This is a genomic window from Nesterenkonia sedimenti (assembly GCF_012641515.1).
GTDB lineage: Bacteria > Actinomycetota > Actinomycetes > Actinomycetales > Micrococcaceae > Nesterenkonia > Nesterenkonia sedimenti.
This window is the reverse complement of record NZ_JABAHY010000005.1, coordinates 104240-124384: the sequence shown is the minus strand read 5'-3', so window position 1 is coordinate 124384 and position 20145 is coordinate 104240. Positions and strand designations below refer to the sequence as shown.

General features: G+C 63.2%; 22 protein-coding genes. 5 read left to right on the top strand and 17 right to left on the bottom strand.

Features of this window, described 5'->3' with window-relative positions; all coding sequences use genetic code 11:
- Positions 1–7: 7 nt before the first annotated feature.
- From HGQ17_RS07150 to HGQ17_RS07105, 10 genes are all read right to left on the bottom strand, one after another.
- Positions 8–1024, bottom strand: a complete 1017-nt coding sequence (locus tag HGQ17_RS07150) for an inorganic phosphate transporter (RefSeq protein ID WP_168887279.1) — start codon at positions 1022–1024, stop codon at positions 8–10.
- 1 nt (position 1025) lies between these two features.
- Complete coding sequence (locus HGQ17_RS07145) at positions 1026–1643, bottom strand: DUF47 domain-containing protein (RefSeq protein ID WP_168887278.1); 618 nt, start codon at positions 1641–1643, stop codon at positions 1026–1028.
- 594 nt (positions 1644–2237) lie between these two features.
- On the bottom strand, positions 2238–3017 hold the full coding sequence (pstB, locus tag HGQ17_RS07140) for a phosphate ABC transporter ATP-binding protein PstB (protein ID WP_168887277.1): 780 nt from the start codon (positions 3015–3017) through the stop codon (positions 2238–2240).
- 55 nt (positions 3018–3072) lie between these two features.
- On the bottom strand, positions 3073–4299 hold the full coding sequence (gene pstA / locus HGQ17_RS07135) for a phosphate ABC transporter permease PstA (RefSeq protein WP_168887276.1): 1227 nt from the start codon (positions 4297–4299) through the stop codon (positions 3073–3075).
- Complete coding sequence (gene pstC, locus HGQ17_RS07130; protein WP_211090519.1) at positions 4299–5219, bottom strand: phosphate ABC transporter permease subunit PstC; 921 nt, start codon at positions 5217–5219, stop codon at positions 4299–4301. The genes pstA and pstC overlap by 1 nt, the downstream gene beginning before the upstream one ends.
- A gap of 262 nt (positions 5220–5481) precedes the next feature.
- Complete coding sequence (gene pstS, locus HGQ17_RS07125; protein ID WP_168887274.1) at positions 5482–6609, bottom strand: phosphate ABC transporter substrate-binding protein PstS; 1128 nt, start codon at positions 6607–6609, stop codon at positions 5482–5484.
- Positions 6610–6817: 208 nt separating this feature from the next.
- Positions 6818–7333, bottom strand: coding sequence for an amino-acid N-acetyltransferase (locus tag HGQ17_RS07120; protein ID WP_168887273.1), 516 nt, complete (start codon positions 7331–7333; stop codon positions 6818–6820).
- Positions 7330–8022 carry a hypothetical protein gene (locus HGQ17_RS07115; RefSeq protein WP_168887272.1) on the bottom strand — a complete coding sequence of 231 codons (693 nt, stop codon included), beginning with the start codon at positions 8020–8022 and terminating at the stop codon, positions 7330–7332. Before HGQ17_RS07115 ends, HGQ17_RS07120 begins: the two co-directional genes overlap by 4 nt.
- A gap of 63 nt (positions 8023–8085) precedes the next feature.
- Positions 8086–9192 (bottom strand): fatty acid desaturase family protein, encoded by a 1107-nt coding sequence (locus HGQ17_RS07110; protein WP_168887271.1) that lies wholly within the window; start codon positions 9190–9192, stop codon positions 8086–8088.
- 93 nt (positions 9193–9285) lie between these two features.
- Positions 9286–11112, bottom strand: a complete 1827-nt coding sequence (locus tag HGQ17_RS07105) for a sensor histidine kinase (protein ID WP_168887270.1) — start codon at positions 11110–11112, stop codon at positions 9286–9288.
- Between the two features lie 147 nt (positions 11113–11259).
- Between HGQ17_RS07105 and HGQ17_RS07100 the strand changes: the two genes are divergently transcribed.
- The 3 genes from HGQ17_RS07100 (at position 11260) to HGQ17_RS07090 (ending at position 15870) form a co-directional block, all read left to right on the top strand.
- Positions 11260–11922, top strand: coding sequence for a response regulator (locus HGQ17_RS07100; protein ID WP_168887269.1), 663 nt, complete (start codon positions 11260–11262; stop codon positions 11920–11922).
- 23 nt (positions 11923–11945) lie between these two features.
- Complete coding sequence (locus tag HGQ17_RS07095; protein ID WP_168887268.1) at positions 11946–14120, top strand: S9 family peptidase; 2175 nt, start codon at positions 11946–11948, stop codon at positions 14118–14120.
- 358 nt (positions 14121–14478) lie between these two features.
- On the top strand, positions 14479–15870 hold the full coding sequence (locus HGQ17_RS07090) for an HNH endonuclease (protein WP_168887267.1): 1392 nt from the start codon (positions 14479–14481) through the stop codon (positions 15868–15870).
- A gap of 88 nt (positions 15871–15958) precedes the next feature.
- Here the strand turns inward: HGQ17_RS07090 and HGQ17_RS07085 are convergent, their stop codons facing one another.
- Together HGQ17_RS07085 and HGQ17_RS07080 are read right to left on the bottom strand one after the other, a co-directional pair.
- The gene (locus tag HGQ17_RS07085) at positions 15959–16438 is read right to left on the bottom strand and encodes an inorganic diphosphatase (protein WP_168887349.1); all 480 of its coding nucleotides are present in this window, start codon (positions 16436–16438) and stop codon (positions 15959–15961) included.
- Positions 16439–16455: 17 nt separating this feature from the next.
- A complete protein-coding gene (locus tag HGQ17_RS07080) occupies positions 16456–16749 on the bottom strand; it encodes a M23 family metallopeptidase (RefSeq protein WP_168887266.1) in 294 nt (97 codons plus the stop codon).
- Positions 16750–16775: 26 nt separating this feature from the next.
- Between HGQ17_RS07080 and HGQ17_RS07075 the strand changes: the two genes are divergently transcribed.
- On the top strand, positions 16776–16991 hold the full coding sequence (locus tag HGQ17_RS07075; protein ID WP_168887265.1) for a hypothetical protein: 216 nt from the start codon (positions 16776–16778) through the stop codon (positions 16989–16991).
- On the top strand, positions 16991–17215 hold the full coding sequence (locus HGQ17_RS07070) for a helix-turn-helix domain-containing protein (protein WP_168887264.1): 225 nt from the start codon (positions 16991–16993) through the stop codon (positions 17213–17215). Before HGQ17_RS07075 ends, HGQ17_RS07070 begins: the two co-directional genes overlap by 1 nt.
- On the opposite strand, the gene HGQ17_RS07065 is transcribed toward HGQ17_RS07070, so the two are convergent.
- The 5 genes from HGQ17_RS07065 to HGQ17_RS07045 are packed head-to-tail and all read right to left on the bottom strand — an operon-like array spanning position 17204 to position 20135.
- The gene (locus HGQ17_RS07065) at positions 17204–18367 is read right to left on the bottom strand and encodes a DNA glycosylase AlkZ-like family protein (protein WP_168887263.1); all 1164 of its coding nucleotides are present in this window, start codon (positions 18365–18367) and stop codon (positions 17204–17206) included. The two genes, HGQ17_RS07070 and HGQ17_RS07065, sit on opposite strands and share 12 nt — an antisense overlap.
- 29 nt (positions 18368–18396) lie before the next feature.
- Entirely contained in the window at positions 18397–18729 is a 333-nt protein-coding gene (locus tag HGQ17_RS07060; RefSeq protein WP_229503376.1) for a type II toxin-antitoxin system PemK/MazF family toxin, read from the bottom strand.
- On the bottom strand, positions 18722–18973 hold the full coding sequence (locus HGQ17_RS07055) for an antitoxin (protein WP_168887261.1): 252 nt from the start codon (positions 18971–18973) through the stop codon (positions 18722–18724). Before HGQ17_RS07055 ends, HGQ17_RS07060 begins: the two co-directional genes overlap by 8 nt.
- A 47-nt stretch (positions 18974–19020) precedes the next feature.
- Positions 19021–19536 (bottom strand): GNAT family N-acetyltransferase, encoded by a 516-nt coding sequence (locus tag HGQ17_RS07050; protein ID WP_168887260.1) that lies wholly within the window; start codon positions 19534–19536, stop codon positions 19021–19023.
- Entirely contained in the window at positions 19536–20135 is a 600-nt protein-coding gene (locus tag HGQ17_RS07045; protein WP_168887259.1) for a GNAT family N-acetyltransferase, read from the bottom strand. The genes HGQ17_RS07050 and HGQ17_RS07045 overlap by 1 nt, the downstream gene beginning before the upstream one ends.
- Between the last annotated feature and the right edge of the window lie 10 nt (positions 20136–20145).

The window sequence follows — 20145 nt, the reverse complement described above, 5'->3', positions numbered from 1 at the left end:
CTGCCGCTCAGAGCAGCAGGGGGCTTGCTGCCAGGGTCAGGATGGCCGCAGCCACACCGACCAGGATCGGGGTAACCGCCCAGTAGAGCACAATACGGCGGAACTGACGCCAGTTCACCGTGGCGAAACGTTGATTGGAACCAGCACCCATGATTGTGCTGGCTGCGGTCAGTGAAGTCGACAGCGGCAGGGCAATCGCCAGGGAACCGATGAACAGCAGCCCGGAGGTCGCCGTCGTCAAGACCATCCCGCGCAGGGGGTCGATGGCCACCAGCCGGTGGGCCAGCACATGTCCGATCCGCCAGCCGCCGTGCCAAGCACCAACACCGATGAGGATCGCGAAGATGATGAAGGCATAGCCCATCCATCCGGCCGGATCGGCCACGTCAGCGGCAGTCAGTGCGATAAAGAGGACGAAGGCGAAGCGCTGCCCCTGCTGCAGCCCGGTACCCACGGAGGTCACACCCACTGAGACTGACTGCAGGCCGCGGGAGACCCGATTGACCGCATCGGGGTCCTCACCGCGGGAGATCCGCACCGCGATGAACACCATGAGATAGGCCACAGCGAAGGCCACCAGGGGTGAGACCAGCAGGATCAGCAGCGGGGTGAACCAGGGCATGGCCAGAACGGCCTCCGCGCTGATGTCATCCAGCAGCACCGCCGCCAGCACGGCACCCAGGAAACCGGCCAGCAGGCCGTGGGTGGTGGAAGTGGGCATTCCCCGGAAGTAGGTGAACAGATTCCAGGCCAGCACTGAGATCAGTGAGGATAGGACCACAGTCAGGGTCAGGGCGGGGTCCATATCCGGGAAGTCGAACCAGGAGTAGAGGTAGACGCCCAGGGGCAGGGCCAGCAGAACCCCGACCGCGTTGAAGGCCGCCGCGACCCGGACTGCGATTTTGGGGGTCAGTGCGCGGGTGCGCACCGGGACAGCGATCGAGTTGGGCACATCGTGGAGGCCCGCCACATACAGCATCGGCAGCATGACTGCGCCGACGAGCACCAGCAGAACTACCTCCACGTCAGGATTCCCGCACGATGATCGACCCGCAGGTCACCGCGACGTTGCGTTGGGCGTGTACTGCGGCCAGAACCTGGTCGGCCAGCTGAGCCTGCTGCTGGGCGATATTGGGCTGGAATGCGGAATCTGTGGAGGTCACCCATTCACGGTGAGTGCGGTTGGCCTGTTTGGCCAGCCGCTGCACCTGGGCCCAGTACTCCTCGAGGTGGTCGAAGTCGTCCAGCCGTCCCATGGCGGCATCGGTGAGTTCGGTGATCCGGGAGAGGGTTTCGATCATCTCTGCGGCCTCCCCGGGCAGTTCCAGGGACTTGCGGCGCAGAATGAGGTCTCCGGCAGCAACGACATGTTCCACAGTGCGGTTCAGCTGCTGGGAGATGCTGTATATGTCCTCCCGGGGCAGCGGGGTCAGGAAGACGCTGCGGATATGGGTCATGAGGTTGAAGTGCAGATCCATGGCGCGGCCCTCCAGCCCCAGGAGTTCCTCCCGGTGGTGGGCGCGCTCTCCGGCGGGTGTGCCCAGAAGCTGGGCCAGCAGACTGACACCGGAGCGAACCTCGCGGGCGATTTCTGTGAGCAGTACTGCAGATTGATGCCGGCGTTGACGGTTCAGAGCAATCATGAAATGCGGATCCCTGGTGCGTGTGGCGTTACCTGCCGGCAAAGGTGAACGGCAGGTGTCCTATACGTGCTGAGTGTATAGCCATCCGGTGAATGGCAGCCGGATACGCTACCGCAGAGTAGCCGGGATCCCCGCATCAACCGTTCCAGTTCGTAACACTGAGGAACACAAAACCAACCAGCGACGATGCGGCTCCAGGGTGCGGTGGGTACCCCTCCGCCCCGACACCTCCTCCTTCGCGAGTTTTCGGCTTCGCCGAAAGCCTCGCCACAGGGGTCCCTGACGTCTGGGACCCGCGCGGATCTGTCATCCGGGTGGGCCACGTCAGGGAGGATCCTCCGGTGTCGGAGGCTACGACCCACCGCGATGAGGAGCGCAGCGACGACTTTAGGTGTGAAGTCCGGCGTAAGCCGGACGAGAGCGGCGGCGACATGCGCGCCGCCAGCGGGATTAAAAGGGTGTCGGGCTGGGAACGCCTCACGGCGCGTGGCCGCTCGTAGCGGCTAAAGGTTGGAGCCCGGGGGTTACCTGCAGCCCGACACCTGTATCTAGTGTCCTCCTCCGCTTGGGGACACGTCAAACCACTTTCGAGGCTTATCCGAACTTGCCGGAGACGTACCGCTCAGTCTGCTCGTTGGAGGGGTTGTTGAAGATGACGGAGGTGTCGTCGTACTCGATCATCTTGCCGGGTTTGCCGGTGCCGGCGATGTTGAAGAACGCAGTCTTCTCGCTGACCCGGGCAGCCTGCTGCATATTGTGGGTCACGATCACGATCGTGTACTCCTGCTTCAGCTCGGCGATGAGGTCCTCAATGGCCAGAGTGGAGATGGGGTCCAGTGCCGAGCAGGGCTCGTCCATCAGGATCACATCGGGTTTCACAGCCACAGTGCGGGCGATGCACAGGCGCTGCTGCTGACCACCGGAGAGACCGGAGCCGGGCTTATCCAGGCGGTCCTTGACCTCGTTCCAGAGGTTTGCACCACGCAGGGCACCTTCGACGACGTCGTCGGCCTGGGACCGGGACAGCCGTGCGCCGTTGAGCTTATAGCCGGCCAGCACGTTCTCCCGGATGCTCATCGTCGGGAAGGGGTTGGGCCGCTGAAAGACCATTCCGACCATGGCGCGCACGGTCACCGGGTCCACCCCGGGGCCGTAGATATCGTCGTCGTCGAGGAACAGCTGACCCTCAACTCGGGCGCCGGGCAGCACCTCGTGCATCCGGTTGAGGGTGCGCAGGAAGGTTGTCTTACCGCAGCCGGAGGGGCCGATGAAGGCAGTGACCGACTTCTTCGCGATCTCCACGTTGATGCCTTCGACTGCCAGGAAGTCCCCGTAGTAGACGTTGAGGTTCTTGGCGGTGATGTTCTTGGACATGTCTGTTATCTCACTCTTTCTAGTGCAGTGCTCTCGAGGTGAGGGCCTTGGAGGGTCAGCGCCCGGTCTTCTTGGGGGCGAAGAAGTGGGCAACCAGGCGGGCGATGAGGTTCAGGGTCATCACGATCATGATGAGCACCAGTGCCGCACCCCAGGCTCGCTGGTGCGAGGGATCGGAGAAGTTGGGGTCGGTGGGCCTGGTGAACTGTTCGTAGATGAACACCGGAAGGGTGGCCATCCAGCCGGAGACCATATTCCAGTTGATGAACTCCGTCATACCCGCGGTGATGAGGATCGGGGCGGTTTCGCCGATCACACGGGCCACCGCCAGGGTCACACCGGCAGCGATACCGGAGATCGCAGTGGGGATGACCACCTTGAGAATGGTCCGCCATTTGCGCACGCCCAGGGCGTAGGAGGCCTCGCGCAGCTCATTGGGCACCACGCGCAGCATTTCCTCGGTGGTTCGTACGACGACGGGGATCATCAGCACACAGAGCGCCACCGCGGCCGTCAGCCCCATTCGGGACTGGGAGGGCATGGGCAGTCCCAGGCTGTTGCCGATCCCTAGGAAGAAGACCATGGCCGCGGCACCGAAGAGACCGGCGACGATGGAGGGGATACCGGTCATCACATCGACGAAGAAGGTGATACCGCGGGAGAGTGGACCGCCGCGGGCGTATTCCACCAGGTAGATGGAGGTCAGCAGACCGATCGGCACCGAGATGATGGTCGCGGTCAGGGTGATGGCCAGTGAACCCACCAGGGCGTGGGCAATACCGCCCATAACCCCGTGCTCACCGGCTTCGGTTCCCTGGTCCACACTCGAGCGCATCCGGCGTCCGTCGGCGTCGACGAATTCGGAGGTGAGGAACCCGGGGTTGGTCAACCCCTGGAATCCAACTACGGAGACGGAGTAGATGACCGAGACCAGCGGAATCAGCGCGAGCACGAAGGCGATGTAGACCAGATTGCGCCAGAGCATATCGGTGGCCTTGCGGGGGCCGACTTTGATCCGGGTGATGGTGTAGACGCCGATCACGTAGAGGATCGCGGTGAGGATCAGCCACAGTGTGATGGTGAACCCGATGGCCGAGGAGATGGCCGCACCGAGCACCGCGGCACCGGCCAGCACTGCCGGCATGAACCATTTGGGCAGGCGGTTGCCGGCGGTCAGCGACTTCGGCCGGATGATCTGGGCGGGGTCCACCTCGGTGGAGGGCCCTGCGGGTCCCTGCACGGAGGAGGCGGTGGGGGTTTTGTCTTTGGTGCTCTGAGTCATCAGTTCGCTCCAGAGAATTCCTTGTTGCGGGACACGATCCAGCGGGCGACCATGTTGACGATGAGGGTGATGATGAACAGCACCAGGCCGATGGCGATCAATTGATGCCAGCGTTCGGTGCCGTCACCGGTCTCCCCGAAATTTCGGGCGATCTCCGCGGGGATGGTGTTGTTGCCGCTGGAGATGATCGACCAGGTGAAGGAGCCCGCTGAGAGCACCATGACCACGGCCATCGTCTCACCCAGGGCGCGGCCGAGGCCGAGCATGATGCCGGAGATAATGCCTGCCCGGGCGAAGGGGAAGACTGCCATCTTGATCATTTCCCACCGGGTCGCACCCAGGGCCAGGGCTGCTTCCTCATGGAGCTTGGGGGTCTGGATGAAGATCTCGCGGGCAACCGAGGTGATGATCGGCAGGATCATCACCGACAGCACCACGGAGGCGGTGAAGACCGTACGACCAGTTGCCGAAGGAGTCCCGGCGAACAGCGGGATCCAGCTGAACCACTCGTGGACCCAGACATAGAAATTGGCGAGGTATCCGGAGAGGAAAACCATGCCCCAGGCTCCGTAGACCACCGAGGGGATGGCGGCCAGGAGGTCGATGACATAACCGATCGACTTCGACAGTCGCGGCGGGGCGTAGTGCGAGATGTAGAGCGCGACGCCGACTGCCACCGGTGCTGAGATGCACAGGGCGATGATCGAGACCGTCAGAGTTCCCACGATCAGCGGCCAGGCATAAGAGAGGAAACGCCCGATGACGAGCCCTTCGTCCTCGCGGTAGATGGCCTCGAAGGAGTTATAGGTCAGGAAGATCGCAACGAAGGCGAGGATGATGAGGATGAAGATACCGGCGAATTTGGCCAGTAATGCGAATCCCCGGTCAACTCCGGCCCCGGCTTTGTCTTTGCTGACCAGGTTGTTCTGGTCCGATGACGCCTTTTTAGCGGCCTTTCGGCCGGCCCGGGTGTCTTGTGAAGTCTTGACGGAGGTCTGTGACTCGTCCGGTGTCACGTGTTCTCCCTATGAGTGGCGGCTAGATGGTGCATGAGTGAAAAGTGCGTTGAAGACAAGTGATGGTGCGGTGGGCGGCGGACGCCGGGTGGAGGACCCGGCGCCCGCCTATTCACTCGCACCATGAGAATGATCTGATGAATCAGACCACGTTTAGAGGTGGAGATCAGCCGCCGCTGATCTCGCTGATGGCCTCGAGGGCCTCATCGCGCAGGTCGTCAGTGATCGGAGCACTGCCGGCCTGGTCGTGTGCCAGTTCCTGGGCGTCTTCGGAGACGATGTAGGCGGCGAAGGCGGCGACGAGGTCAGCCTCCTCTTCGCTCTCGTACTCGTTGCACCAGATGGTGTAGGCGATCTGAACGATCGGGTAAGCGCCGACCTCTTCAGTGTCGCGGGTGATCTCGAAGGCCATGTTGTTCTCGGACTGGCCCTCAACACGCTCGGATGCCAGCACTGCCTCGGCAGCTGCCTCGGGGGTGGGCTCGGTGTACTCGCCACCGACCTCAACGTTGACCAGTGCGAACTCGTCACCGATCTGGCCGAGGTCTGCATAGGTGATGGCGCCGTCGGTGCTGCCGGCGAGGTCCAGCACGCCGGAAGTCTGGCCTGCGGACTCAGCGGAGATGTCGGTGGGCCATTCGCCGTCGGGCTCCCAGTCCCAGTTGCTGGCAGTTGCCTCGAGGTACTCGAGGAAGTTCTCGGTGGTACCGGAGGAGTCTGCGCGGTGCACCACGGTGATGGGGGTGCTGGGGAGGTCTGCGTCCTCGTTCTGCTCGGCGATTGCCGGGTCATCCCAGGAGGTGATCTCGCCGGCGAAGATCTCGCCTAGGGTGTCGGAGTCCAGGTTGATGGAGTCCACACCTTCGAGGTTCACGGCCAGCCCGATCGGGGCGATGTAAGTCGGCAGGTGGAATGCGCCGTTGTCGCCGCAGCGCTGCAGGGACTCTTCGTATTCCTCATCGCTCATCACAGCGTCGGAGCCGGCGAACTGGAACTCACCATCCAGGAAGGAGGCGCGGCCTGCACCGGAGCCTTCACCGGCGTATTCGACCTGGGCCTGGTTGTCTGTCAGGTGCTCGAACTCGGCGATCCACTCGTCCATAGCGGTCTCGTGGGAGGAGGCGCCGCCGGAGTAGATAGTGCCGGAGACGTCCTCGAACTCGACGCCTGCGGCCTCGGCGGCCTCGTCAGCGTCGCCGCCGCCGTTGCCGTTGTCCTCGCCATTGCAGGCCACGAGGGCCAGGGAGGCGACGGACAGGATGGCCGCACCGCGGCCGAAGTGTGAAACCTTCACGTTGTCCCTCTCTCAGGTCTGACCGGCGCGGGGATTGGCGCCCGGTCCTTAGGTGCTTGAATTTCCCAGTTTCCGCAGGCCGAAATTGGGCACTCGCGGCGAACCGAGGATCACGCTAAGGATGAGAAGTGACCAGAAGTTGCTCTGTCGGTGAACGAGAGGTGAACAACTGAGGGCTAAACGGTTTAGTGAAAGTGAGTTAGATCACCTAGAGCGAGAGGATCATCCGAGTATTTCCCAGGGTGTTGGGTTTAACCCTTGCGAGATCCAGGAATTCGGCCACGCCCTCATCCGGCGAGCGCAGCAGCTCCACGTAGACCTCCGCATCAACCGGGGTCTGATCTGCCATGACCTCGAATCCGTGGCGGGTGAAGAACTCCACCTCGAAGGTCAGGCAGAACACCCGGTCCACGCCGAGGTCCCGTGCCCGGTCCAGCAGCTTCGCCAGCAGGGCCGATCCCACGCCGTGGCCCCGCCAGGAGTCCAGAGTGGCCAGGGTCCGCACCTCGGCGAGGTCCTCCCACATCACATGCAGGGCACCGAAGCCGATGAGATTGCCCTCGGTGTCCTCGGCGATGAGGAACTCCTGGATGGACTCATAGTAGGTGACCCGCTCCTTAGGCACCAGCACCCGCTTCTCCACCAGAGGTTCGGTCATCTCGACAATCCGCGGGACATCCGAGGTCCGTGCTGCTCGGATACTGAAACTGGCTTTGGCACTCATTCGGCTGCTCCGTCCAGGTGGAAGGTATGCGGTTCAGAACTGATCCCGGAGACCGAGACGGTCAACTCGTATTCACCGGAGGGCAGATCGGCGGCTTCAGTACAGTCGACACTGGAGTCAGACCGCGGCCAGACCATCTGGGCCCGTTCAGTCTGCCCCGGTTCGAACTCCATCTCCAGGGATTCCCCGTTGAGCTCGCACTGGTTTGTGGTGAAGACTTCCCGGCCGCCCTGGGAGACGCTGAAGACCTGCTCGGCGGTGCCCACATCGAGTGTGCAGTCGCTGCTGCCGGTGTTCTCGACCTCCATAATCAGCATTGCCGCAGTATCGGCCGGATAGGACTCGCTGCTGGTACCGGCCCGGACAATGACATCAGAGGCCGGGCAGTACCCCTCGTCCTCTTCCTCATCTTCCTCTGCGGTGGCCTCGGGATCCGGCTCCGGAGATGAGCCCTCCTCATCCTCTTCCGGTGGCGCTGGCTCCTCGGCTTCCTCGGCTTCCTCGGTGTCCTCAGGCTCGGACTCAGTGCTCGGCTCGGATGCCTCGTCTGCGCCGTCGTCGTCGAATACTGCGCCGAAGAGAGCCTGGGCACCCCAGACCAGCAGGGCCAGCAGGAAGACCGCCAAAAGTGCTGCCACAAGCCGCCGACGGCGGTACACGGCGGGGGAAGGTTTGCGGCGCTGGTTCATGATGTTCCAGGGTAGAACGCCGCGGGGGTCATCGGGCGGGTGCAACTCCGCAATCAGTTGTGATTAGCGGTCCCAGCGGGGGCGGAACTGGGCTGTGATGGGGCAGTCCATGGGATCGGAATATCCCAGGCCCACCCGATTGAGATAGCGGATCACGATGCCATAGGACTCGAAGAGCCCCGTCTCGGTATAGGGGATCCCGCGTTCGGCGCAGAACTCCTCGACGATCGGTTTGACCTTATGCAGTTTGGGGCTGGCCATTCGGGGGAAGAGATGGTGTTCGACCTGGTAGTTCAGTCCGCCCATGGCCCAGCCCATGGGGCGCCCGCCGCGAATATTGCGGGAGGTCAGCACCTGGCGCTGCAGAAAGTCGACCTTGGAGTCCTTGGGGATCAGGGGCATGCCCTTGTGGTTAGGGGCGAAGCTGGCACCCATATAGACACCGAAGACTGCCACCTGCACAGCGATGAATGCGATGCCCAGCACCGGCCCCAGCAGCCAGATGATCAGGGCGGGGTAACCGATGAGCCGGATTGCCAGGAAGCTGGCCTCCACTCCCCTGCGCTTGACCTTCGTCTTTCCGGAGAGCACCGCGCGCACGGCCTGACCGTGCAGCACGAAACCGAAGAACATCAGGATCGGGAAGAAGAACCAGCCCTGTCGCTTGGCGAACCAGGCGGCGGTGCCGGTGCGGGAGGCCGCATCCTCGGGCACAAAGGCCAGCGTCCCCGGTGCGATATCCCCGTCTTTGCCGATCACATTGGGGTGAGCGTGGTGTTTGCCGTGTTTTTTCACCCACCAGCTGTAGGACATACCCACTACGAGGTCACCGGCGAAATAGGAGAGCCATTCGTTCTTCCGACCGTTGTTGAACACCTGCTGGTGGGCGGCGTCGTGAGAGACAAAGGCCACCTGGGTGAACAGCACTCCGAAGACCACAGCCAGCCCCAGCTGCCACCAGGACTGACCCAGGACCACCAGCAGGGTCCAGGCCCCGGCGAAGGAGAGGGTCAGGAAGATGGCGCGGCCGATGTAGCTCTGCGCTCCGCGTTCCATGAGACCGGCGGCTTTGACCCGTTCAGCGAGATCAAAGAACTCATTGGTCTGCTGGTTGCGAGCGCGCGCGGGCGTGGCCGGGGCAGCGGTCCCGGACTGTTCTGTGATCGTCATGGTCTCACCGTAGGGAGGAGGTCGAGACCACCGCGTCCCTCCCCGGAGCCAACTGCACCCCCTACTGGGGTATGGGGTGGCGCGGAATTCCGGCTATTCGGCCCGCGGCAGTTCTGCCTGAACCTCGAAACCGCCCTCAGCTGTGGCCCCGGCGCGGACTGTCCCGCGCAGGGATGCCACCCGGTCTCGGATACCTTCCAGCCCCAGTCCTGAGCCCGGGGATGGGGCCGCTTGGCTGCGCGGGGCGGTGTTGTGGACCTCGACCTTCAGAAGCTCGTCCTGAAGGGTCGTGCGCACCGAGATGGCCGCACCGGGTGCGTGCCGCAGCGCATTGCTCAGCGCCTCCTGGACCAGCCGGTAGGTGGTCAGACCGACCGTGGCTGAGACCTCGGCGTCGTCGCCGGTATTGTGGTGGTATTCGATCTGCGCACCGGAGGCCCGGGTGCTCTCCACCAGATCCTCGATATCGGTCAGGGTCGGCACCGGGGCGGTGGGGGCGGCGTCGTCGCCACGCAGAATGCCCAGCAGGGCCCGCATCTCGCTCAGCGCCTGACGGGAGGAGGCGGCGATCTCCTCAAACTCCTGCTGCGCCTTCTCCCCCAGTTCAGGCAGCCGGTACTGGGCGGTGGAGGCCTGCACGCTGATCACCGACATACTGTGGGCGACCACATCGTGGAGTTCGCGGGCGATCCGGTTGCGGTCCTCGAGTTCCTTACGGCGGCGGTCCTGCTGGGCGCTGCTGCGTTCAGCCGCCTCGAGCCGGCCCGCGTTGAGAATCCAGAGCCGGATGAGAATTCCGACGACGACCAGACCGGCGCTGACTGAGGTGAAGACAATCCCGGTGCCCAGTGCCCCCTCGGGCAGTCCGGGGGCGGTGATCAGCAGGGCAGCCAGGGTCAGCACTGCCCCGGCGCACCAGCCTGATGCCGCGCAGTACCAAGGTTTGGTCAGGGCCGCGACCACCAGCACCGCGATCTGGGTGACCATGGCGGTCACCGGCCAGGGCCAGACGGCGAGCTCAGCCTCGGCGGTGGCAGCCATGATTCCTGCTGAGGCCAGCAGGGAGAGCCCCAGACCCGGCCAGACCCAGCGCAGGGTCAGGATGATCGCCCCGCAGTGGACCAGTACCAGGACCATGGCCAAGGCCACGTTGACCGAGTAGAGCGCGGCGGTGATCGGCCAGCCGATGGCCAGCATCACCACGGCCACGAATCCCGCACCGATCCAGGACCAGGCCCGGGCGCTGAAGGAGGCCTGATGCCGGGAGATATGCCCGGTCTCTGCGGTGCTGTGGCCGAAGAATTCCCCGCGCCCCTCGGCGCCCAGCAGGGCGGTGGTGAGCATCGCGTCGAAGGAGGCCAGCGCTCGAAGCACCACCGGCAGGGTGATCAGGAACAGGAGCCCGGCCATGAAGTAGACCCCGGCGTCCAGGAGATACTGGGCGGTGCCGCTCTCCGGGATGATCTGCGGGTTGGTGGCCTCCATCAGCATGATGACCGGGCCGTCGTCGGGGATGAAGAGCGACCAGACAAAGTAGGTCAGCCCGGCTGGGCCGGCCAGACTCCAGACTGCGGTGACGGTGAAGGTGATCAGCCGCAGGGGCAGGGCGATGAGCATCTCGAAGACCAGATCCAGCCAGCGCCGCGGATCAAGCACCAGGCGCAGCTTCCCGGCCACCCCGGGCCCCAGGGGCCGATAGTCCACTGCGGCCACCGCCGCGCCCCAGTGCCGCAGCCGGTTGCGGTCCAGTTCGGCGAAGCCGGAGGCCACCACCAGGGTCATCGGCAGCAGCAGTGCCCCGACCCAGATGATCAGGGTTGCCACTGAGGTCACGGTCAGTCCCAGCAGCAGCCCGAAGCTGAACACGGCAATCGGCAGCCCCGGCAGGACATAGGCGTAGTGGCGGCTCAGCTGCTTCATATGGATCACCGTAGGAACCGGTTCCCTGCGGCGGCATCACTCTGCGGAGCCATTGCCCGGCGGTGCTGGTGATACTTCCGGGGTATTCTCCGACCGCGGGTCTGCCGGGGGTCGGAGCTGCCGGCGCCGCTGGGGTAGTTTGAGTCCATGACCGTGCGTGTGCTCATTGTTGATGACCAGTCCATGATCCGCGCCGGCTTCGCTGCCCTGCTGGACGCCCAGGAGGGGATTGAGGTGGTCGGCACCGCCGAGGACGGCGCCGAGATCACCGATGTGGTGCGGAAGTCGCGCCCGGATGTGGTGCTGATGGACATCCGGATGCCACGGGTCAACGGTCTGGAGGCCACTCGCACAGTCCTCAGTATGCCCGGTGAGCCGCCGAAGATCCTCATGCTGACCACCTTCGACGCCGATGAGTACGTCTTCTCCGCCCTGCGGGCCGGGGCCAGCGGCTTCCTGCTGAAGGATGCCGCCCCGGAGGAGCTGATCCACGCGGTGCGGGTGGTGGCCGAGGGGGAGGCGCTGCTGTCTCCGAAGATCACCCGGACTCTGATCGCTGACTACGCGGCCCGCCCGGCCGCCCCGAAGGCTGATCCCGCGGTGGCTGCGGCCCTGACCGAGCGGGAGCTGGACGTTATGCAGCAGGTGGCCCGGGGACTGTCCAACACTGAGATCGCCAAAGCGCTGTTCCTGGCGGAGCAGACGGTCAAGACCCATGTCTCCCGGATTCTGGCGAAACTGGACCTGCGCGATCGCACCCAGATTGTGGTCACCGCCTATGAGTCCGGCCTGGTCCGCGCCGGAGAGTAGCCCTGCGGATTTAGGCTAGGGGGATGACGACGCCGACTCCACCCCAGGCCAAGAAGGTTCCCACCCAGCGCACTCACCACGGGGATACGGTGACCGATCCCTATGAATGGCTCCGCGATAAGGAAAGCCCCGAGGTCATTGAGCATCTCCACGCGGAGAACGCCTATACGGAGTCGGTGACCTCGGATCAGGAGTCGCTGCGCCAGGCGATCTTCGATGAGATCAAGCACCGCACGGTGGAAACTGACCTCTCGGTACCGGCCCACCGCGGCGACTTTTGGTACTTCACTCGCACTATTGAGGGTGAGCAGCATCCGATCTACTGCCGGGTGCCGGTGCAGGACCCCGAATCCTGGGCGCCCCCGGAGCTGGAGCCGGGTGTGGAGCTGGCCGGTGAGCAGGTGTACTTCGACACCAATGCTGAGGCCGCCAAGCACCCCTTCTACTCCCTGGGTGGGATGTCCATCAGCGAGGACGGCGCCCTACTGGCCTACTCCGAGGACACCTCCGGAGATGAGCACTACACCCTGCGGCTGCGGAATCTGCAGACCGGGGAGAACCTCCCGGAGCAGGTGGACAATGTCCACGGCGGCGGCATCCTGGAGCCCACCGGCCAGCGGGTCTACTACATGGTCGCCGATTCAGCCTGGCGTCCCTACCGGCTCTACCAGCACACCGTGGGCACCTCCGCTGATCAGGATCGGCTGCTGCTGGAGATCGAACATGAGGAGCTGTGGACAGGGATCGGACTCTCCGCGGATAAGAAGGAACTGCTGATCGTCTCCGGGAACTCGGAGTACAACGCCACCCGGATTCTGGATGCCACAGATCCCGAGGCCGAGCCCCGCCTGCTGATCTCCGAGGAACGCCGGCTGCTGCATAATGCCGAGCCCATGGAGCTGGACGGCCAGCGGATGATCCTGCTGGTCCATAACGCGGAGGGCCCCAATAATTCGGTCTCGCTGACCACCACTGAGGATCTGGCCGCACAGGATCCTGCAGCCGAGTTCGATCCGGGCACCCCGCTGCTGCGGCATGAGGATTCGGTGAAGATCGATGACCAGCTGATGGTCACTGCAGCCCAGGTGCTGATCAGCGCCCGGGTCAACACGGTGGAGTCCGTCTACCTCCTGCCGCTGGAGACCATCCGCGAGGTGCGTGCGGGCGGGGCACCTGTATCGCCGTCGTCGTTGTCCTCCCCGCAGTTTGAGGAGGAACTGTGCACGGTGGCGCTGGTCTCTGCGGAGTACGAGGCCCCGCTGTTCCGGGTGCTCTACACCTCCTGGCTAACTCCCCCGCGGATCTACGACATCGACCACCACAATGTGGATGACCCGCAGCTTCGGCGTGAAACCCCGGTCAATGATGTGGACCTGGATGCCTACCGGGCCGAACGTGAATGGGCCACGGCCTCCGATGGCACCCAGATTCCGGTCACGGTGATCCGTCACCGGGATGTGACCGCCGATGGGAAGAACCCGCTGCTGGTCTACGGCTACGGGTCCTATGAGATCAGCATGGATCCGGCGTTCGGGATTCCGCGGCTGAGCCTACTGGACCGTGGGGTGGTCTTCGCGGTAGCACATATCCGCGGCGGCGGTGAACTGGGTCGGCGCTGGTATGAGGACGGCAAGAAACTGGCGAAGAAGAACACCTTCACCGATTTCCTGGCCGTGACCGATCACCTCAACTCTGCCGGCTGGGGCGATCCCACCCGCGTGGCAGCCCTGGGCGGTTCCGCCGGTGGCCTGCTGATGGGCGCGGTGGCGAATCTGGCTCCGGAGAAGTACCGGGCGATTGTGGCCCAGGTGCCGTTCGTGGATAACCTCACCAGCATTCTGGATCCGGACCTGCCGCTCTCCGCCCTGGAGTGGGAGGAGTGGGGCAACCCGCTCACCGACGCGGAAGTCTATAAGTACATGAAGTCCTACTCCCCATACGAGAACATCCACGACGTCGACTATCCCGCTATCGCTGCGGTGACCTCACTGCATGACACTCGGGTGCTGTATGTGGAGCCGGCCAAATGGGTGCAGCGGCTGCGTGAGCACCAGCAGGGCGATGCTCCGATCGTGTTCAAATGCGAGATGGACGGCGGCCACGGCGGCGCCTCGGGCCGCTATGAGCAGTGGAAGGAACGTGCCTGGGATTACGCCTTCCTGGCCCACCACCTGGAAGCTTCCGACCGCCAGTTCTGAGGTTGTTTCTGGTCATCTTCTGTAGTTGTCTGACCAGCGCCTTTTCTTCATATCACTGTGGAAGATCGCCATGTCTACCCCTGCTCATAGAGTTAATGCATGGAGCTAAAACTGGCGATGAGGCGCTGCCAGAACTTCGTGCTTTCGAGTGGAACATCAGCATGTCCAGACCCCAAAGTAATGTGGGGTTATGGAGAAAGAGTTCAGTTTCAGCGGAAGACTTCACACGGGGGTCGTCCCGGTACATCGGCATGTCCAGCCCCCTCGTACAGTGGAAATATGAAGACGATCAGTGGTTTAGGAAGGGTGACGTGCCGGGTATCTGGGCATGTCCACCCCCAGGGGTAGCGTGGGTTTTATGAAGGATGAACAGCAGTTTCCCCGCCCGGAGATTCCGGAGCGTGCCTCTCACCTCATCGGTGATGAGGAACTGGAAGCTGCCTGGGAATCCATCGTCGACGCCAACCGTGCAACGGCTGCCTCTATTGAGCACTTCCTCACCCATCGTGGGACCCGGTGGAAAGAGACCATGGGCGAGAATCCTCATGTACGAGCTGCAAATAATCGCCAGGCTAACCGGCATGCCGGACTCCTGCTGGGGATGAGTGACCAGCAGGCCACCGCAGTGCTCAATGCCGCCGAATACGTTCGTGAACATCTGCCGAAGTTCTGGAAAGCCTTCCGCTGTGGTGCCATTGCCCTGACCAATCTGCGCAAGGCCGCAGTGGAGACCCTCCCGCTCATCCACCGAGACGACCTCTTAGAGATCATTGACGAGGAACTGGTCGACATAGCCCCGGGAAAGACACCCACCGAGCTGCGGTCTTGGATTATCCGCAGGATCCCCGAACTGGATGTGGAGCTCTTCAACGAGGCAGCTGAAGAGGCTAAAGAACGCCGCTGTGTGACCTTCCACCACGGCACAGAAGGGATGAGCCTCATTGAGCTCACCATCCCCACGATTGAGGCCAAGGCCATCGAGAAGAAGGTCAACGCCGCAGCGCGAGGCATGAACCGGGCGCAGCCCAAAGATGCTGACAAGCCGCCCGTCTTTGACGAAACAGGCATGCACGGTCAGCCTCTGGCGGCTCCCCGGAGTGCCGACGGTTTTCATCCCGCCTCCACTGGAACCGGCGAGGGCTCTCCGGTGGATCACGACGCCCCGCACCCGGACCACGACCCCGAAATCACCGCCGACGAGATAGACGACCGGACTATCCGCCAGCGGGAGGCTGACCTCCTCAGCGCATGGCTGCGTGACGGTCACTGCTACACCACACCCATCTCAGCCAAGATCTGCGTGATGGTCCCCGAAGAAACCCTCACCGGAGAATCCGAGGAACCCGCCATCACCACCGACCGGGCCAGCGTCATCCCCGCAGCAGACATCCGGAAGATGGCAGCTGATCCCGAGGCGGATCACGAGTGGTACACCGCGGGCACCCGCAAGAACCAGCGGCGTGCTGACCGGGACGTTCTTAGCGTGGTCTACAACGGGCGCTTCGCACCAGAACGACTACGGGACGCTGTGATCTTCCGTGACGGGATCTGCCAGGCCACTGGCTGCACCATCCCTGCTGAACGATCCGATCTGGATCATCAGATCCCCTACGAACGAGCCGGCCCCACCACAGGATCAAACCTCTGGGCGCTATGCCGGAGGCATCACCGGCTCAAATCTCACGGTTACCTACCCCCACCCAACGCGGACCCACCGCGAACGAAAACCACTCGCCCCAAGGCCGCGTGAGGCTGCACAAAAAGGAAAAGATGCCACCACCCCTCACAACGAGGGGGATGGCATCTCCTTCAGGGAGCCCTGTGCGGGCTCAGCAGATTCAGCCCTTGAAGCGCTCGATGCTGCGCTGCAGCTCGGCCTCAGCCTCTTCGCGGCCTTCCCAGCCCTCGATCTTGACCCACTTGCCGGGCTCGAGATCCTTGTAGCGGGTGAAGAAGTGCTCGATCTCCTTGACCAGGAAATCGTTGAGGTCACTGATATCAGTGATGTCATCGAAGCGCTTATCGTCCGGGACGCAGACCAGCTTGGCGTCCCCGCCGCCGTCGTCGGTCATGTTCAGCACACCGATGGGGCGGGCCTCAACCACAACGCCGGGGATGAGATCCACATCGGGGATGTAGACCAGTGCGTCCAGGGGATCGCCGTCCTCACCCAGGGTGTCATCGAAGTAGCCATAGTGAGTGGGGTACTGCATGGGGGTGAAGAGTACCCGGTCCAGGCGCAGGCGGTGAGTCTCGTGATCGATTTCGTACTTCACACGGGAGCCAGCCGGGATCTCAATGGTGACGTCGCGGACAATTGCCACTGTGGGTCTCCTTAGCAGGTATGGGACGTTTTATGCCTCGACAGAAGACTACTACGCCGCCCGATGTCACCGTCGGCAGTGAAGAGCTGACCGTTGCGGGGCATACCCTCTAGAGCCGTGGCTTCTGGATCAGCGGCGTGTTTCTCATAGCCGGGATCAATCTCACCGAGCTCAAGTCCTGACCAGACCATCGGGATACCGGCAGCCGCCTCTGGTCTGGCCCGGTCCATCAGCTGCATATGCAGATGTGGCTGCGTCGTGTTGCCGGTATTGCCGATCTCCGCGATCCGCTGCCCCGCCTCCACCCGGTCTCCTCAGTCGATTGTGTGTAGTGGGCATTATCGCTTGGACGATTTATCTTGCGATGCTTCACTTCGGGGCCATTATGGTTATTCGCGACCTCGAGATCGAAGCAGACAGTGCATCTGGCCTCTGGGGGAGCGATCACTTCTGGTACGGCTTTATCGTCTTGCTGATGCTGACAATCTTCACTGAGGCACTGCGCCAGGGTAAAAAGAATCAGGATGAGTTGGAGGGCCTGGTCTGATGAGCCCGGATACCAGCGATGAGGGGCAGGTCATCTGCCATCTGGATGCCCTGTTGGCCGAACGCGGCATGACCCTGACCGAGCTCTCTGCCCAGGTGGGGATCACCTATGCGAATCTCTCAGTGCTGAAGAACAACCGGGCCAAGGCCATCCGCTACAGCACGATGATCGCCCTCTGCCGAGTACTGGACTGCCAGCCGGGGGATCTCTTCTCAGTCCGCTAGACGGAGACTCACGCCCAGCTGCCTAGCTAGGGTGGTGGCCGCCGCCTTCGCTCGGGCGGTGACACTGCGCTGTGGAAATCCCTGCTGAGCCCAGATGCGGTTGACCACCAGTTCGCCATTGCTGCGCCAGAGATCCACCCGGCCGATGAGCTGGGTGCCTGAGAGCACGGCCATCACATAGTGACCGTAGATTCGTTTGGCCTTGGGGACATATGCCTCAAAGGTGTAGTCAAAATCGAAGATCCGCAGGGCACGACGACGATCTCGCAGCAGGGGGTCGAAGGGGCCGATCAACCGGGCCTCTTTCACCGGCCCCAAGGAGCCAGGGGCGGCGTCGTCGGTGTTTTCAGCCAGGGATTCCGGCAGGACGTAGGCAGTCTCCCGCCAGCCCTGAACGCTTACGGGACTCAGTCCGGCCAGCTCGATCCCGTGGGCGGCATCGGCCTTATTGAGGTGATAGTGGTGGGCGAAATCGGTGACCGTCATGACTCCCAGCGCGGCCGCAGCCCGGTGGGCAAGACTTCCCCGCAGCCGGTCATCGGGCAGGGCCTCAGCCTCGCGCACCTCAGCGGGCAGGGCCCGTTCCGGCAGGTCGAAGAGGCGGATCACCCCGTCCCGGGCGGTGACCACGAGATCGCCCATCCGGACCATAAGCTCAGTAGCTTTCTTCACCGCTGACCAATGCCAGCCGGTGGTGCGTTCCGGACCGAACTCAGCCTCAATCACTCCGGTGGCCACACCGCCGGGATGCTGTTCCACCAGTTCCAGCACGCGCTGCCGAACCTCTGGTTCGATCTTGTGTCCGTGGCGAGCGCCGGTGGCCTCCCTGCGCAGCCGCAGCAGCGGCCAATCCTCCAATGGGAAGACGCAGGCCACTTTGGTGAATGCCTCAAAGGAAGCCGGCTGGTGGTCGGGCCAGAGTGCGGCATCCACCGCTTCAGCCTTATACCCGCGCGGCAGTCGGGTGAGACAGGTGAGCCGCTGGGCGGTGGAGACCCGGGTCAGGGGGTCCAACTGGATGAGACCGAGCCCGCGCAGAACATCAGCGGCGTCCTCATAGGTCTTCGGTCCGCCCGGGGCAGGGATCCCCTGCGCAGCGACCACCGCAGAACGCACCCACTCGCAGCTGACCTCCTCAGGCTGTGCAGACATGAAGCCATCCTGTCATGGTGGCCAGGACATCAGTCGCTGACTGATTCATGCACCCATTGGCGGATCAATTTCAGGCACTCCGTTGAAACCTGTCCGGCTGGGGTACTGAGCCTATCCCTGCTCAATACCCGAGGCTGCTCGGTCACCGCCCATCCGACCACATCAGACTGACCGGTAAGTGGGACATGGTTGGGCCACCCACGATCAACCGAAGTGACCGGGACACTGATCAGCAAAGTGTCCACAGTTTTGAGATACCTCCTACTGGAAATCACCACAATTGGTCGGCGCCCACCTTGCTCACATCCGACCGCTGGATCCAGATAGGCCCACCATAGTTCGCCGGGCTGCGGATCAGGCATAGTCGTCATTCAGATTCTCTAAACCGTCTCCAGCCAAGCGGTCCCATTCACGAGCCTCCTGGCGCCAGCTCTCCATATCTTCTGCAGAAGTGTTGGCGATGGCCTCCCCCAGTCGCGCCCACCGCGCCTCTCGTTCGGCATCCTCCGCGAGCTTTCGCAGGTAACTATCCATTGGGATGTGCTGGGCAGCAGCCTGCTCCTTGAGCAAGTCACGAGTCTCGCGCGACACCTTGATGGTAGTCATAGTCATACTTAAAGTATCCTTCGGAGGATACGCAAGTTCAATAGGGCTCAGAGGTCGAGGGTGAAGAGTTCGCAGGTGGTGTTGTAGTAGCGGTCGGTGGAGTCCTGGTGGGTCATGCCCAGCCGGGCCGCCACAGCCTGGGAGGCAGCATTATCAGCGTGGGTGACCGCCACCAGCTGCTTCAGCCCCTGCGCTCGGGCATGATCGACCAAAGCCTGGGCCGCCTCGGAGGCATATCCCTTACCCCAGGCCCGGGGGTGCAGATGCCAGCCGATCTCGACATCCTGCTCGCCTTCGATCCCCTCAGAGAAGGGAATCGGCTTCAGCAGTGCGAAACCCACTGCCGCGTCGTCGTCGGTGTTCTGTTCCTCGATCAGCCAGACTCCTGCGCTGGGACCGAACTGGGAGCGGTAGCGCTGGATCCGCTCGGCGGCCTCTTCACGGGTGGTCTGCACCTCACCTCTACCGATATAGCGGACCACCTCATAGCGGGAGTACATATCGACGACGAAGTCGATATCCCCCTCATCCGGGGCCCGCAGGCGCAGCCGTGAGGTCAGCATTATGCCTCCAGACGGTGGTTCAGACCGTTGCGGACCGAGGGCCATTCCGTGTTGAGGATGGAGAAGACCACGGTGTCCCGAATATGCCCGTCGGGGAAGAGAATGTGATTGCGTAGCACACCGTCCTGTTTGGCCCCCAGTTTGGCGATCGCGGCCCGGGACTGGTGGTTATGCCAATGGGTGCGCAGCTCCACCGCATTGCAGTCGAGTACTTCGAAGGCCCGCTGCAGCATGAGGTATTTCATCGCGAGGTTGATGCCGGTGCCCTGGGCTTCCCGGCCCAGCCAGGTGCTGCCGATCTCCAGGCGCTTATTCGTTGCGTCCAGGTTCATGAAGGTGGTCACGCCCAGGGCCTTACCGCTGGCGGGATCGGTCACCGCATAGGGAGCCTGTTTGCCCTGCTGCTGCTGATCGAGCAGCCGGGCGATCTCCTTACCCATGGCATCAGGGGCAGGCACATGTCGCAGATACCAGGTTTTCCAGAGTTCGCCGATACTGGCAGCAGCAATCAGCTCCTGCTCATGGGCCGGCTCCAGGGGAACCAAACGGACCAGACGGTGCTCAAGGACGGGGGTGGCGGCGAATTCTTCTGTACTCACCCGATCAACC